The sequence below is a fragment of the Pseudomonas resinovorans NBRC 106553 genome (assembly GCF_000412695.1).
Taxonomy (GTDB): domain Bacteria; phylum Pseudomonadota; class Gammaproteobacteria; order Pseudomonadales; family Pseudomonadaceae; genus Metapseudomonas; species Metapseudomonas resinovorans_A.
Map to the genome: position 1 here is coordinate 4,940,144 of NC_021499.1, position 14,891 is coordinate 4,955,034.

Annotated in this window: 11 protein-coding genes and 2 tRNA genes; 11 read left to right on the forward strand and 2 right to left on the reverse strand. The window is 66.5% G+C overall.

Annotated elements, in window-relative coordinates; translation table 11 throughout:
* Positions 1-6: 6 nt before the first annotated feature.
* On the reverse strand, positions 7-1,062 hold the full coding sequence (gene dinB, locus PCA10_RS22225; RefSeq protein ID WP_016494337.1) for a DNA polymerase IV: 1,056 nt from the start codon (positions 1,060-1,062) through the stop codon (positions 7-9).
* Positions 1,063-1,240: 178 nt separating this feature from the next.
* Here dinB and PCA10_RS22230 point away from each other — a divergent pair.
* The 6 genes from PCA10_RS22230 (at position 1,241) to PCA10_RS22255 (ending at position 8,828) form a co-directional block, all read left to right on the forward strand.
* Positions 1,241-1,317 (forward strand) — tRNA-Met (locus PCA10_RS22230).
* A gap of 116 nt (positions 1,318-1,433) precedes the next feature.
* Positions 1,434-1,510 (forward strand) — tRNA-Met (locus PCA10_RS22235).
* A gap of 144 nt (positions 1,511-1,654) precedes the next feature.
* Positions 1,655-4,060, forward strand: a complete 2,406-nt coding sequence (locus PCA10_RS22240) for a bifunctional diguanylate cyclase/phosphodiesterase (RefSeq protein ID WP_016494338.1) — start codon at positions 1,655-1,657, stop codon at positions 4,058-4,060.
* A 216-nt stretch (positions 4,061-4,276) separates the two neighbouring features.
* Positions 4,277-6,922, forward strand: coding sequence for a bifunctional lysylphosphatidylglycerol flippase/synthetase MprF (gene mprF, locus PCA10_RS22245; protein WP_016494339.1), 2,646 nt, complete (start codon positions 4,277-4,279; stop codon positions 6,920-6,922).
* A gap of 7 nt (positions 6,923-6,929) precedes the next feature.
* Positions 6,930-8,201 (forward strand): virulence factor family protein, encoded by a 1,272-nt coding sequence (locus PCA10_RS22250; RefSeq protein ID WP_016494340.1) that lies wholly within the window; start codon positions 6,930-6,932, stop codon positions 8,199-8,201.
* Between the two features lie 78 nt (positions 8,202-8,279).
* Complete coding sequence (locus tag PCA10_RS22255; RefSeq protein WP_016494341.1) at positions 8,280-8,828, forward strand: cytochrome b; 549 nt, start codon at positions 8,280-8,282, stop codon at positions 8,826-8,828.
* A gap of 172 nt (positions 8,829-9,000) precedes the next feature.
* Here PCA10_RS22255 and PCA10_RS22260 read toward each other — a convergent pair whose 3' ends face one another.
* Entirely contained in the window at positions 9,001-10,905 is a 1,905-nt protein-coding gene (locus PCA10_RS22260; RefSeq protein WP_016494342.1) for a potassium transporter Kup, read from the reverse strand.
* A 210-nt stretch (positions 10,906-11,115) separates the two neighbouring features.
* Between PCA10_RS22260 and rimO the strand changes: the two genes are divergently transcribed.
* The 5 genes from rimO (at position 11,116) to PCA10_RS22285 (ending at position 14,891) form a co-directional block, all read left to right on the forward strand.
* A complete protein-coding gene (gene rimO / locus PCA10_RS22265) occupies positions 11,116-12,438 on the forward strand; it encodes a 30S ribosomal protein S12 methylthiotransferase RimO (RefSeq protein WP_016494343.1) in 1,323 nt (440 codons plus the stop codon).
* 280 nt (positions 12,439-12,718) lie between these two features.
* On the forward strand, positions 12,719-13,069 hold the full coding sequence (locus PCA10_RS22270) for a thiol-disulfide oxidoreductase DCC family protein (protein ID WP_016494344.1): 351 nt from the start codon (positions 12,719-12,721) through the stop codon (positions 13,067-13,069).
* Positions 13,070-13,118: 49 nt separating this feature from the next.
* A complete protein-coding gene (locus tag PCA10_RS22275; RefSeq protein ID WP_016494345.1) occupies positions 13,119-13,760 on the forward strand; it encodes a glutathione S-transferase family protein in 642 nt (213 codons plus the stop codon).
* Between the two features lie 110 nt (positions 13,761-13,870).
* Positions 13,871-14,641, forward strand: coding sequence for an SDR family oxidoreductase (locus tag PCA10_RS22280; RefSeq protein WP_016494346.1), 771 nt, complete (start codon positions 13,871-13,873; stop codon positions 14,639-14,641).
* A gap of 64 nt (positions 14,642-14,705) precedes the next feature.
* Complete coding sequence (locus PCA10_RS22285; RefSeq protein WP_016494347.1) at positions 14,706-14,891, forward strand: hypothetical protein; 186 nt, start codon at positions 14,706-14,708, stop codon at positions 14,889-14,891.

Below are 14,891 nucleotides of genomic sequence, written 5' to 3' on the forward strand. Positions count from 1 at the left end.
CGCCCGCTAGAACAGATTCAACTGCTCGGCCGCGCCGCGCAGATCCTGCAACCTCACCCCCACACCGATCAGGCGCACCGGTTTGTCGCCCCTGGCGAATGCCGTGGCGAGCAGCTGCCGATAGCTTTCCAGGTCGCGGCGGGCACCGGCCTGCTCCAGGGTGGTCTGGGTGAAATCGTGGAACTTCAGCTTCACGAAGGGCTTGTCCGGCTTGTAGCTGCTGTCCAGCCGCGCCATGCGCCCGCGCAGCTCATCCAGCAGCGCCGGCAACTGCGCCAGGCAGGCATCCAGGTCCGGCAGGTCCTGGTCGTAGGTGTTTTCCACACTGATGGACTGACGCCGGTTGTCCACCTGCACAGGGCGCTCGTCCTGGCCACGGGCCAGGTTGTACAGGCGCTCGCCGAAACTGCCGAACTCCCGCGCCAGCGCCAGCTTGTTCCAATCCCGCAGGTCGGCGCAGGTGCGCACGCCGAGGCGGGTCATCTTCTCCGCCGTCACCTTCCCCACCCCGTGCAACTTGCTCACCGGCAACGCCGCGACGAATTCGTCCACCTGGTCCGGCGTGACCACGAACAGGCCATCCGGCTTGCGCCAGTCGCTGGCGATCTTGGCGATGAACTTGTTCGGCGCCACGCCGGCCGACACCGTGATATGCAACTCGGCCGACACCCGCCGGCGGATTTCCTGGGCGATGCGCGTGGCGCTGCCGTTGAAGTGCGGGGTGTCGGACACATCCAGGAAGGCTTCGTCCAGGGACAAGGGCTCGATGATCTCGGTGTAGTCGCGAAATATCTGGTGGATCTGCCGTGACACACCTTTATAGATGTCCATCCGTGGCCGCACGATGGTCAGGTCCGGGCACAGCTTGATGGCTGTGCGCATCGGCATCGCCGAGCGCACCCCATAGGCCCGCGCGTCGTAGTTGCAGGTCGCGACCACGCCACGCTTGTCCGGCGAGCCCCCCACCGCCAGCGGTTTGCCCGCCAGGCTGGGGTCGTCGCGCATCTCGATGGCGGCGTAGAAGCAATCGCAGTCGATGTGGATGATCTTTCTTTGCGGCATGGGGGTCGGTGGCGCGGGCAGTACCGGAGTCGGCGATGATACCGGGAGCGGCTCCGGCCGCTCTAGCACCCCGTCGTCATCCCCGACATGCCAGCTGGAATTGCTAAATATTTGAGGAAAAAAGCTTTTTTCCTCAAATATCGTTTGACAGCCCCCCTCGAAACTGTAGAATTGCCGGCGCGGGATGGAGCAGTCTGGTAGCTCGTCGGGCTCATAACCCGAAGGTCGTTGGTTCAAATCCAGCTCCCGCAACCAACATAAGGAAAAGGCCACTCTTCGGAGTGGCCTTTTTCGTTTGGGCTGAAAGTAACTATTTGATTTTAATGGAAGAAATCATTTGACAGCCTGTCACGGAACTGTAGAATTGCCGGCGCGGGATGGAGCAGTCTGGTAGCTCGTCGGGCTCATAACCCGAAGGTCGTTGGTTCAAATCCAGCTCCCGCAACCAGATACCCAAAAGGCCACTCTTCGGAGTGGCCTTTTGCATTTCCGGCCTTTCCCCGTCCGTCCCAGGCTACTCGTCAGTCAGCCGTCCGCCGTAACCTCGACTTCTATACTTGAACCGCACCCATCCACCCGGTGGAGATCGGTCATGGCCGCTTACTGCCCGTCCAGTGAGGAAGTCGAATACCTGAACCGCGCGCTGCGGACCCTGAGCGGCTGCAATCGCGCCCTGCTCCGCGCCGAGAATCCGTGCTTCCTGTTCCAGGAAATCTGCCGCGTGGTGGTGGAGGAAGGGGGTTACCGCATGGCCTGGGTCGGCCGCGCCGAACACGACGACGCGCAATCGGTCACGCCGCTCGCGTATGTCGGGCTCGAAAAGTCCTACATCGATTCCCTCAACATCAGTTGGGCCGACAACGAACGCGGTCGCGGCACCACCGGCACCGCGATCCGCACCGGTGTGCCGACCATCACCCGCAATATCCTTACCGACCCCAGGCTCAGCCCCTGGCGGGAAAACGCCATTACCCACGGCATCGCCTCGATCCTGTCCCTGCCGCTGAACGTCGACGGTCAGATGTTCGGCGCCCTGGCCATCTGCGCCAAGGAACCCGACGCCTTCGGGGAACGGGAGCTGGAGCTGCTCAGCGAAGCCGCCGACGACCTCGCGTTCGGCCTGCAGGCCTTGCGCGGCAAGGCGAGCCGCCAGCAAGCCGAACGCCAGATCGAATGCCTCAATCGCGCCCTGGCCACCCGGGTAGCGGTCAACCACGCGGTGATCCACGCCACCAGTGAAACCCCGCTGCTGGCGGACATCTGCCAGGTGCTGGTGGACGAATGCGGCTATCGCCAGGCGTGGGTCGACTACCGCCAGGACGACCCGGCACGTCCTTACCGAGTGATGGCCTGCCACGCCGCCAACGGCTTCTGCCAGGGTTGGGGGGCGGGCAGCCATGACGCCGATTTCCATGGAAAGCTGGAGCAGACGCTGCTCGCCGGCGTTCCGCTGGTAATGCGCGACCTGCTCGAAGATCCCAGCGCCGCCCTCCACGAAGAAGCCCGCGAACTGGGCTTCGCCAGCGCCCTGGCGCTGCCCCTGCAGGTGGACGAGCGGCTCGTCGGCATGCTGGTGATCATGGCCGCCCGGGCCGACGCCTTCGACGACAAGGAAGTGGAACTGCTGCTGGCCATGGCCAACGACCTCGGTTTCGGCATCACCACCCTGCGCACCCGCGCCCGTGCCCTGGAGGCCGAGGAAACCATCCGCCGCATGGCCTACGAGGACAGCCTGACCGGCCTGCCCAACCGCGTGCGCCTGCACGAACTGCTGGATACCGCCATAAGCAATGCCCGCCAGGAGCGCCGCCCGTTCGGCCTGCTGCACCTGGAAATCGCCCGCAACCAGGAGATCAACGAAACCCTCGGCTACCGCGAAGGCGACCGCCTGCAAGTGGAGATCGCCTCGCGCCTCAAGCAGGTCGTGGGGGATGAACGCATCGTGGCGCGGATGGGCGAATGCGAGTTCGCCGTGCTCCTGCCCAATGCCGGCGCCGAGCAGGCCACGCAGCTGGCCAAGCAGATACTCACCGCCCTGTACGACCCGGTGGAGCTCTCCGGCCTCTACCTGGAAGCCCGGGCCAGTATCGGCATCGCCCTCTACCCCGGCCATGGCACCGCCCCCGAGGCGCTGATCCGCCGTTCGGGCAGCGCCATGGAACAGGCCAAGCGCTCCAACGCGGGGTTTGCCGTGTTCCAGGGCGGCCTCGACCAGGAATGCGCCCAGCACCTGACCCTGATGGGCGACCTGCGCCGCGCCATCGACCGCAACGAGCTGCTGCTCTATTACCAACCCAAGGTGGACATCGCCAGCAACCGCGTCTGCGGCACCGAGGCACTGGTGCGCTGGCGCCACCCGCAGCACGGCATGCTTCCGCCGGACGAGTTCGTCAGGCTGGCGGAGAACACCGGGCTAATCACGCCGCTTACCCTCTGGGTCCTGGATACCGCCCTGGGCCAGTGCTACGCCTGGCACGAGGAAGGTGACGAGCGACCGATCTCGGTCAACCTCTCCGCCCACGACCTGCGCGATCCGCGCCTGCTGGAACGCATCCAGGGCTCCTTCGCCACCTGGGGGGCCAAGCCCCACTGGATCGAGTTCGAGCTGACCGAAAGCGCATTGATGGAGGACCCCGTGGCCTCCATGCAGACCCTCTCCGCACTCAAGGAGCTGGACGCCCGCCTGACCATCGACGACTTCGGCACCGGCTATTCGTCCCTGGCCTACCTGCAACGGCTGCCGGTGGACTCGCTGAAGATCGACCAGTCCTTCGTCCGCGTCATGACCAGCAACACCGGGTCGGCGAAGATCGTCCGCTCGATCATCGAGCTGGCCCACAACCTCGACCTGACGGTGGTCGCCGAAGGCGTGGAAGACCAGCTCACCTTCAACCAGCTCGGCCAGTACGGCTGCGATATCGCCCAGGGCTACAAGATCAGCCAGCCGATCCCCGCCGACCAGTTCCGCGACTGGGAAACCCGCTCCACCTGGCACTGAACGGCGGGTCCACGGCCGCGACATATTGCCGCCATCTCCCTGATGTCCCGGCCGGCCACTGTGGCCGGCCTCCGCACTCGCCTAGACTTGCAGCGACACCCGGCCTTGCGCGCAGGCTCCAGCGCGGCGACGCCGGCGAAGAAAAAGTTCTGACAGACACTTGGAACTTGCTGTCGGCGCCCGCACTGAGTGGCGCACATTGCCCAGAGGTGCTTGATGCGCGCCAACACCCCGCCCGTGGAAAACCCGGCCAACGGCCACGCCAACGAAGAACCCGCCCCGCTACGCTGGATCGACAGCCTCACCGCCTATCGGCAGTGGATCGTCATCGCCTTCACCTTCCTGGTCTTCATCGTCGGCCTGCTGGCCTGCTGGCACCTGCTGCGCGAGCTGGACCCCAGCGCATTGCGCGCCGCCGTCCACAACGTCCCCGCCAGCAGCCTGCTGCTGGCCCTCTGCGCCACCTCCGTCAGCTTCATGGCCTACGTCGGCTACGAATGGTCCGGCTGCCGCTTCGCCGGCGTGCGCCTGCCGCTGCGGCGCATGGCACTGGGCAGCTTCTGCGCCTCCGGGGTCGGCAACGCGGTCGGCCTGTCCATGCTCACCGGCGGCTCGGTACGTTTTCGCCTCTACGGGCGCGACAAGCTGGGCGCGGCCGATATCGCCCGCATCACCCTGTTCGCCAGCCTGGCCCTGGGCGCCGCCCTGCCGCCGCTGGCCGCCCTCGCCGCCCTGAGCGCGCCCGCGGCCGCCGCCCAGGCCCTGCGCCTGCCGGAAAGCCTGGTCAGCCTGCTGGCCCTGCTGGTGCTGGCCGGCATGGCGCTGGGCATCTTCTGGATTTCCCGCAACCGTGCGGCCGAGGCGCCAGCACCCGGCTGCATCGAGCTGCGCCTGGGCAATCGCGGCGTGCGCCTGCCCGGCCTGCGCCTGTCGGCCTTGCAACTGCTGATCACAGTGGTCGACGTCTGCGCCGCCGCCTGCGTGCTCTATGTGCTGCTGCCGGACGCCCCGCCGCTCGGCGCCTTCCTGCTGGTCTACATGCTGGCCCTGGCGGCCGGCGTACTCAGCCACGTGCCCGGCGGCGTCGGGGTATTCGAGGCGGTGCTGCTGGCGGCCTTCGCCGGCCAGCTGGGAGCGGCGCCGCTGGCGGCCGCCCTGCTGCTCTACCGCTTGATCTATGTCGGCCTGCCCCTGGTGCTGGCCTGCCTGCTGCTGCTGGCCAACGAGGCCCAGCGCCTGTTCCCGGCGGGCCGCCAGGCCCTGCGCGCCGCCTCCGGCCTGGCCGCGCCGGTGCTCTCGCTGCTGGTGTTTCTCGCCGGTGTGGTGCTGCTGTTCTCCGGCGTAACCCCGGCGGCGGACACCCGCCTGGAGCACCTGAGCTTCCTCATTCCCCACCAGTTGATAAACGCCTCGCACCTGGCCGCCAGCCTGGTAGGCGTGCTCTGCCTGCTGCTGGCCCACGGCCTGCGCCATCGCCTGTCGGCGGCCTGGGCGCTGACCATGGCGCTGCTGTTGGCCGGCGCCGGGCTATCGCTGCTCAAGGGCTTCGACTGGGAAGAAGCCAGCCTGCTGACAGTCACCGCGTTGCTCCTGGCGATCTTCCGCGCCGCGTTCTATCGCCCCAGCCGGCTGCTGGAAATGCCCTTCTCGCCGCTCAACCTGGCCGCCAGCGCCTGCGTGCTGCTGGCCGCCGTGTGGCTGATGTTCTTCGCCTTCCAGGACGTGCCCTACAGCCATGAACTCTGGTGGCAGTTCGAGGTGGACGGCGATGCCCCGCGCGCATTGCGCGCCTCCCTGGCCAGCGGCCTGCTGCTGGCCGGCATCGCCCTGGCCTGGCTCCTGCGTCCCGCCCCGCTGACCATCCACGAACCCACCGAAGACGAAATGCTGCGCGCCGCGGCGCTGGTGCGCAGGTCCGACCAGCCCGATGGCGGCCTGGTGCTCACCGGCGACAAGGCGCTGCTGTTCCATCCCAAGGGCGACGCCTTCCTCATGTACGCCCGCCGTGGTCGCAGCCTGGTCGCGCTGTTCGACCCGATCGGCCCGGCAGCGCGGCGCGCCGAGCTGATCTGGCAGTTCCGCGACCTTTGCGACATCCACCATGCGCGACCGGTTTTCTACCAGGTACGCACCGAGAACCTGCCCTACTACATGGACATCGGCCTCTCCGCCCTGAAGCTCGGCGAGGAAGCGCGGGTCGACCTGCCGGGCTTCGACCTGGAGGCCAAGAACAAGGCCATGAAGGACCTGCGCTACACCCTCAGCCGGGGCCAGCGAGACGGCCTCAGCCTGCAGATCTTCGACGCTGGCAGCGCCCCGCTGGAGGAGCTGCAGGCCATCTCCGATGCCTGGATGCAGGGCAAGCAGGGCCGGGAGAAAGGCTTCTCCCTTGGCCGTTTCGATGCCGATTACCTCAACCACTTCCGCATCGCCACCATCCAGTTCGAGGGCCGTGCGGTGGCCTTCGCCAACCTCCTGGAAACCGACGGCAACAGCCTGTCGAGCATCGACCTGATGCGGGTTCACCCCCAGGCGCCGAAGCTGACCATGGAATTCCTCATGCTCAGCCTGCTGCTGCACTACAAGGAGCGTGGCCACCTGCGTTTCAGCCTCGGCATGGTGCCCCTGGCCGGCCTGCAGCCGCGCCGTGGCGCCCCGCTGACCCAGCGCCTCGGCGCCCTGGTGTTCCGCCGTGGCGAGCAGTTCTACAACTTCCAGGGCCTGCGCCGGTTCAAGGAGAAGTTCCAGCCCGAATGGGAGCCACGCTACATGGCCGTGCCCGCCGGGCTCGACCCGCTGGTAGCCCTGGCCGACACCGCCGCGCTGATCGCCGGCGGCTTCACCGGCCTGGTCAAACGTTGAGGTGGGCATGCTCAAACGCAACTGGCGACATCTGCTGCTGATCCTGATCCTCGCCCTGGTGGGCGCGGCCCTGCTGCTCTGGAGCCGTCCGGCCACCCAAGCGCGGCTGGAACACCCGCCACTGCCGGACGGCAGCCCGGCGACCCTGGCCAGCCCCGCCGAGGCCGTAGCGCAACGGGTGCTGCTGGTGGCCAACGGCGAGCAGCGCTTGACCGATGAGCAACTGCTCGCCCTGACCCACAGCGGCAATGCGCAGATCCTCCAGCTGGAGTTGCCGGCCAAGGATTGCGCCGCCCAGCAGCAACGCCTGCAACAGGCCCGCGACCTGCTCGGCGGCGAACCCGGCGTGGTGGCCGGCATCGGGCCGGGAGCCGCCTTCGCCTGGCGCTGGCTGGCCGGCCAGGGCGACGACAAGGCCCGCGCGCTGTCCATCGACTTCAGCCTGGACAGCCCGGACTGCACCGCCCCGCTGCCGCAGCAAGCGCCCCACGGCCACTGGCTCGCCGCCTGGAACGACAACCCGGACGACCCCAGTGCCGCCTTCGCGCGCAACCAGGCCAATGCCGACACCCTGATCAGCGACTACGACACCAGCCTGGTCGAACTGCTCCAGCAACGTCTGGCCGGGCTGCTGCAAGGCCAGGGCGAGCCGCTGCCGGTGGTGGAAGTGCCGGCCGCCAAGCCTTCCGACACCGTCACCCTGTTCTATTCTGGTGACGGTGGCTGGCGCGATCTGGACCGCGCCGTGGCCGACGAACTGGCCAAGCGCGGCCACTCGGTGGTCGGCATCGATGCCCTGCGCTACTTCTGGCGGCACAAGAGCCCCGAGCAGGGCGCCGCCGACCTGAGCCGGCTGATGCAGGCGTATCGAGAGAAATGGGGCGCCAAGCGCTTCGTGCTGGCGGGTTATTCCTTCGGCGCCGACGTACTGCCGGCGTTCTACAACCGCCTGCCGAAAGCCGACCAGGACCAGGTGGACGCCATCCTGCTGCTGGCCCTGGCCCGCAGCGGCAACTTCGAGATCGAGGTGCAGGGCTGGCTCGGCAAGACCGGCCAGGAAGCCGCCACCGGCCCGGAGCTGGCGAAATTGCCGGCGGCCAAGGTGCTGTGCGTATACGGCAAGGAAGAGACGGCCGAAAGTGGCTGCACTCAACCGGGCGCCGTCGGCGAAATGCTCGAACTGCCCGGCGGCCATCACTACGACGAGAACTACCCGGCGCTGGCGGAAAAGCTGCTCATCGGAGTGGAGAAACGCCAGCAAACCCTGGCCAAGGATTGATCCAGGTTCAGATTCGCTTAATACGGCTTCAGTATCCTGACCGACCGTTTTGCCACAAGAAACTAAAGAGGACTCCTGATGAGCCTGAATAACGCGCCGTCCCGCTATGGGCGCCTGTCCATCGCCCTGCACTGGCTGATGCTGTTGCTGATCGCCGCGGTCTACGCCTGTGTCGAAATCAAGGGCAACTTCCCCAGGGGCAGTGAAACCCGCCAATTGCTCACGCAATGGCACTTCATGCTCGGCCTGGCGGTGTTCTTCCTGGTCTGGCTGCGACTGTTCGCCGTGATCGCCTACCCCACCCCGGCCATCCGGCCGACACCGCCGGGCTGGCAGAACGCACTCTCCAAGCTGATGCACGTGGCGCTCTACGCCCTGATGATCGGCGCGCCCCTGGCCGGCTGGCTGATCCTCAGCGCCGGGGGCAGGCCCATTCCCTTCTTCGGCCTGGAGCTGCCGGCGCTGATCGGCCCGAACAAGCAACTGGCCGGGCAGATCAAGGAACTCCATGAACTGGCGGGCACCGCCGGCTACTGGCTGATCGGCCTGCACGCGGTGGCGGCGCTGTTCCACCACTACGTGAGCCGGGACAACACCCTGGTGCGGATGCTGCCGGGCAAGGATTGATTGCCCTGTAGAGACTCCCCCGTCCTGCACTTGTAGGAGCGAGCTCTGCTCGCGAACGGTCCGAGCGCGGTCTTTCGCGAACAGTTCGTAGCCCGGATGGAATCCGGGAAAACCCTGGCACCGCGCTTCCCGGATTGCATCCGGGCTACCCCGTTGGCTAGCCCGGGCAACGTCAGATCTCCACCTGGGTCCCCAGCTCGATCACCCGGTTCAACGGCAGGTTGAAGTACTTCAGGTTGCTGTTGGCGTTTTTCAGCAGGAAGGCGAACAGGCTCTCGCGCCAGCGCGCCATGCCGATGCGCTTGGTGGAGATCACCGTCTCGCGGCTGAGGAAGTAGGTGGTGCTCATCGGGCTGAAATCCAGCTCGTTGAGGTGGCAGAGCTTGAGCGCCGCCGGCACGTCCGGGTCCTCCATGAAGCCGAAGTGCAGGATCACCCGGAAGAAGCCATCGCCATAGGCGTCCACCTCGAAACGCCGGTCCGCCGCGACCCTGGGCGTGTCCTCGTTCACCACCGTCAGCAGCACCACCTGGGCGTGCAGCACCTGGTTATGCAGCAGGTTGTGCAGCAGCGCGTGGGGCACGGCGTCGGTCCTGGCAGTGAGGAACACCGCGGTGCCATTGACCCGATGCGGCGGCTGCGCGCGGATGCTGCTGATGAACAGCGGCAACGACAGCACGGCCTCGTCCAGGCGATCCACTACTATCTGCTTGCCGCGCTTCCAGGTGGTCATCAGGATGAACAGCGCCGCGCCGGCGATCACCGGGAAGGCGCCGCCCTGGACGATCTTCGGCACGTTGGCGGCGAAGAACAGGCTGTCGACGAAGAGGAAGCCCAGCAGCACGGGGATCGCCAGCCAACGGGGCGTTTTCCACAGCAGCAGCATCACCACCGCCACCAGCAGGGTGGTCATCAGCATGGTGCCGGTCACCGCGACGCCGTAGGCCGAGGCCAGCTCGTCGGACGATCCGAAGCCGAGCACCAGCAGCACCACACCGACCATCAGCGCCCAGTTCACCGCTCCTATGTAGATCTGCCCCTGCTCGTGGTGCGAGGTGTGCTGGACGAACATGCGCGGGATATAGCCCAGTTGCATGGCCTGGTGGGTCAGGGAGAAGGCACCGGAAATCACCGCCTGGGAGGCGATCACCGTCGCCACGGTGGAGAGCAGCACCATCGGCAGCAAGGCCCAGCCCGGCGACAGCAGGTAAAAGGGGTTACGCGCGGCGGCGGGATCGGCGAGGATCGCCGCGCCCTGGCCGAAGTAGTTCAGCACCAGCCCCGGCAGCACCAGGAAGAACCAGGCGCGGGCGATCGGCTTGCGGCCGAAATGCCCCATGTCCGCATAGAGGGCTTCGGCGCCGGTCAGCGCCAGTACCACAGCCCCGAGGATGGCGACGCCGATTCCCGGATGAACGATGAAGAAATGCACGCACCAGTAGGGGTTGAGCGCCTTCAGCACCTCCGGTTGCTGGACGATGCCGTAGATCCCCAGCGCACCCAGCACGCTGAACCAGATCACCATGATCGGCCCGAAGAAAATGCCGATGCGCGCCGTGCCGTGCTTCTGGATCAGGAACAGACCCACCAGCACGACCAGCGCCAGGGGCACCACCCAGTGGCTGATGCCGTCGAACGCCAGGTCCAGGCCCTCGATGGCCGACAGCACCGAGATCGCCGGGGTGATCATGCTGTCGCCATAGAACAGCGCCGTGCCGAACAGGCCGAGCAGCACCACGATCGCCTTGAGCCTGGGGTACGGCTTGCACGCGCGCTGGGCCAGGGCGGTCAGGGCCATCGCCCCGCCTTCGCCTTCGTTGTCGGCACGCAGGACGAACAGCATGTACTTGATCGACACCACCCAGATCAGCGACCAGAAGATCAGCGACAGCACTCCCAGGACCCCGTCGTGGTTGACCTGGACGCCGTACTGGTCGGAGAAGACTTCCTTCAGGGTGTACAGCGGGCTGGTGCCGATATCGCCGTAGACCACGCCGGCGGCGGCCACCAGCATGCCGAACGCGGAGGCCGAATGACCGGCATGCTGCTCGGTGGGTTGGGTGATGCTTTCGCTCATCTGGACCTTCCTGCGGATGACGGGTGGCAGGCATCTTCCGGGATACCTCGCCGGGCGACAGCGGCATCCCGCCCCTGCCCCACCTGGATTCACTACAGACTAGTCTCTTAATTGCATCAGATTGGGCTGGAAATGACTGTCGCTCGCCGCTAGAATTGCGCACTTTTTGATCAGAGGCGCCCTCCCGAGCGCCCATCGAGGTTAGCCGCAATGTCCACCGCCACCCCCAAAGTCGGATTCGTTTCGCTCGGATGCCCGAAAGCGACTGTCGACTCCGAACGCATCCTCACCCAGCTGCGCATGGAAGGCTACGAGATCGTACCGACCTACCAGGATGCCGATGTAGTGGTGGTCAACACCTGCGGATTCATCGACAGCGCCAAGGCCGAGTCCCTGGACGCCATCGGCGAGGCCATCGCCGAGAACGGCAAGGTGATCGTCACCGGCTGCATGGGCGTGTCCGAGGACTCCATCCGCGACGTGCACCCCAGCGTGCTCGCCGTCACTGGCCCGCAGCAGTACGAGCAGGTGGTCAGCGCGGTGCATGAAGTGGTGCCGCCCAAAGCCGACCACGACCCCTTCGTCGACCTGGTCCCGCCGCAAGGTATCAAGCTGACCCCGCGACACTACGCCTACCTGAAGATTTCCGAAGGCTGCAACCACAGCTGCAGCTTCTGCATCATCCCCTCCATGCGCGGCCGCCTGGTCAGCCGCCCGGTGGGCGACGTGCTCTCCGAGGCCGAGCGCCTGGTCAAGGCCGGCGTCAAGGAACTGCTGGTCATCTCCCAGGACACCAGCGCCTACGGCGTCGACCTCAAGTACAAGCTGGACTTCTGGAACGGCCAGCCGGTCAAGACCCGCATGCTGGAGCTGTGCGAAGCCCTCTCCGCCATGGGCGTCTGGGTGCGCCTGCACTACGTCTACCCGTACCCGAACGTGGATGACGTGATCCCGCTGATGGCCGAAGGCAAGCTGCTGCCTTACCTGGACATCCCCTTCCAGCACGCCAGCCCGAAAGTGCTCAAGTCCATGAAGCGCCCGGCCTTCGAGGACAAGACCCTGGCGCGCATCAAGAAATGGCGCGAGATCTGCCCGGACCTGACCATCCGCTCCACCTTCATCGTCGGCTTCCCCGGCGAGACCGAGGAGGACTTCCAGTACCTGCTGGACTGGCTGACCGAAGCCCAGCTCGACCGCGTCGGCTGCTTCCAGTACTCCCCGGTGGACGGCGCCCCGGCCAACGACCTGGGTCTTGCGCCCGTACCGGACGACGTCAAGCAGGACCGTTGGGAGCGCTTCATGGCGCACCAGCAGGCCATCTCCACCGCCCGCCTGCAGCTGAAGATCGGCCGTGAAGTCGACGTGCTGATCGACGAAGTGGACGACGAAGGCGCCGTGGCCCGCTCCTGGGCGGACGCGCCGGAGATCGACGGCAGCGTGTTCATCGGCTCCACCGACGTGAAGCCGGGCGACAAGGTGCGCGTGCGCATCATCGATGCCGACGAATACGACATGTGGGCCGAGCTGGTCTGAGTCCGCACCGTGTTGAAAGAGCCCCGCTGATGCGGGGCTTTTTCTTTTTGGGGATGCCCAAGGCGCGTGATGCCGTGATTGACCAATAATCACGATTCGAAATCATTATTTCGCACGGTCTCGACACCCTCTCCCCTCTCCCGCAAGCGGGCGAGGGGTGACTCGCGCCGGCGATGACGAAACAGAAACCCGCCGTCCACTCGGGAACCAGCCAAACTCATAAACACCAGCCAGTCGTAGGATGGGTTGAGCGAAGCGATACCCATCAATGAGGCCCAGCATGCTCAAGGTCTTCTACGACGGCGCCTGCCCCCGCTGCATCGCCGACCGCCGCTGGTACGAATCCCTCCCTCGCGCCGCCGAAGGCGTGGAATGGCTCGACATCAGCGGCCGCGATGCCGAACTGCGCGCCCTGGGCATCGACCCCTACCTCGCCCTCACCGAGCTCCATGTCCAGGACGACACCGGCCACATCCACCGCGAGCTGGACGCCTACATCCTGCTGCTCTCCCGCGTGCCCCGGCTGGCACCGCTGGCCTGGCTGATCGGCCTGCCGCTGATCAGGCCACTCCTGTCGCGCGCCTACCGCCGTTGGGTGCTTCGCCGCCTGCAACGCAGCGGCAGGCTCTAGAGGCCGGGTCTAGACTCGCTGCATCCACGGACCAAGCGGAACAACGACAATGACCACCCAGAACCGCCAGGTAACCCTCTACCACTGCCCCTACACCCGCTCCACCGGCGCCCTGACCCTGCTGGAAGAACTCGGCGCCGACTACCAGCTCCATGTGATGAACATGAAGACCGGCGAGCAGCGCAAGCCGGAGTTCCTCGCCATCAACCCCATGGGCAAGGTGCCCACCCTCACCCACGAGAACGCTGTGGTCACCGAGCAGGTCTCGGTCTACCTCTACCTCGCCGACCTCTACCCCGAGGCCGGCCTGGCACCGCCCCTGGGCGATCCGCTGCGTGGGCCCTACCTGCGCTGGATGGTGTTCTACGGCTCCTGCTTCGAGCCGGCGGTGGTGGACCGGGTGCAAAAGCGCGAACCGATCCCCGAGCAGCGCTCTCCCTATGGCGACTTCGACAGCGTGATCAGAACCCTGCTCGCCCAGATGAAGGACGGTCCCTGGCTGCTCGGGGAACAGTTCACTGCCGCCGACGTCCTCTGGGGCAGCGCGCTGAACTGGACCACCCAGTTCGGCCTGATCCCGGAGGTGCCGGCGATCAAGCAGTACATCGCCCGCTTCATCGAACGCCCTGCCTACAAGCGCGCCCTGGCCAAGGACGCCGAACTGGCCGCCGCCCAGGCTGCGGCGGACTGACGATGGCGGGCTGACAATGCCGCCCCATTCCGCGCCTCGATAATGCCCCCGCCCCGGACCACCCGGGGCTAGGGTATGGGCCTTCCCAGGCTCAACTCGCGAGGATCGCAATGCACGCCTACTTCAGCCTCCAGGGCCGCACCGCCCTGGTTACCGGTGGCACCCGTGGTATAGGCCGGATGATCGCCCAGGGCTTCCTGGAAGCCGGTGCACGGGTCTTCATCTGCGCCCGCGATGCCGAGGCCTGCCGCGAAACCGCCGCCGAACTGTCGGCCTTCGGCGAATGCCATGGCCTGGCCGCCGACCTGTCCAGCGAAGAAGGCGCCAAGGCCCTGGCCGACGCGCTGGCGCAACGCACCGAAAGCCTGGACATCCTGGTGAACAACGCCGGCACCACCTGGGGCGCGCCGCTGGAGAGCTACCCGGTGAAAGGCTGGGAGAAGGTCATGCAGCTCAACGTGACCTCGGTGTTCAGCTGCATCCAGCAACTGCTGCCGCTGCTGCGCAAGGCCGGCAACAGCCAGAGCCCGGCCCGGGTCATCAACATCGGCTCGGTGGCCGGCATCACCTCCCACGGCGAAGAGGCCTATGCCTACGGCCCGAGCAAGGCGGCGCTGCACCAGCTCTCGAGGATGCTGGCCCGCGAGCTGGTAACCGACCACATCAATGTCAATGTGATCGCCCCCGGCCGCTTCCCCAGCAAGATGACCCGCTTCATCGCCAATGATGCCGAGGCCATGGCCCGCGACACCGCGCTGATCCCGATGAAGCGCTGGGGCCGTGGCGAGGAGATGGCGGCCCTGGCCATCAGCCTGGCGAGCACGGCGGGCGCCTACATGACCGGGAACATCATCCCCATCGACGGTGGTTTCCACCTGTAGCGCCTCGCTTGCACAGCTCATGGGTGGGCGCTAGGGTAGCCGCGCTGTCCACTGGAATCCGCCCATGCGCCTTGCCCTCTTCACCCTGCTGCTCACCCTCGTCGCTCCGGCCTTCGCCGCGCCGGCGCCCTTCTTCATCTGGCAAAGCAAGCTGGATGGCGCGCTGACCTGCGCCCAGACCACGCCCGGCGACGGCTGGCTGCGCCTTGGCGGGCCCTTCCGCGATGCCGGCTGCCGGGTGCCCTACTGA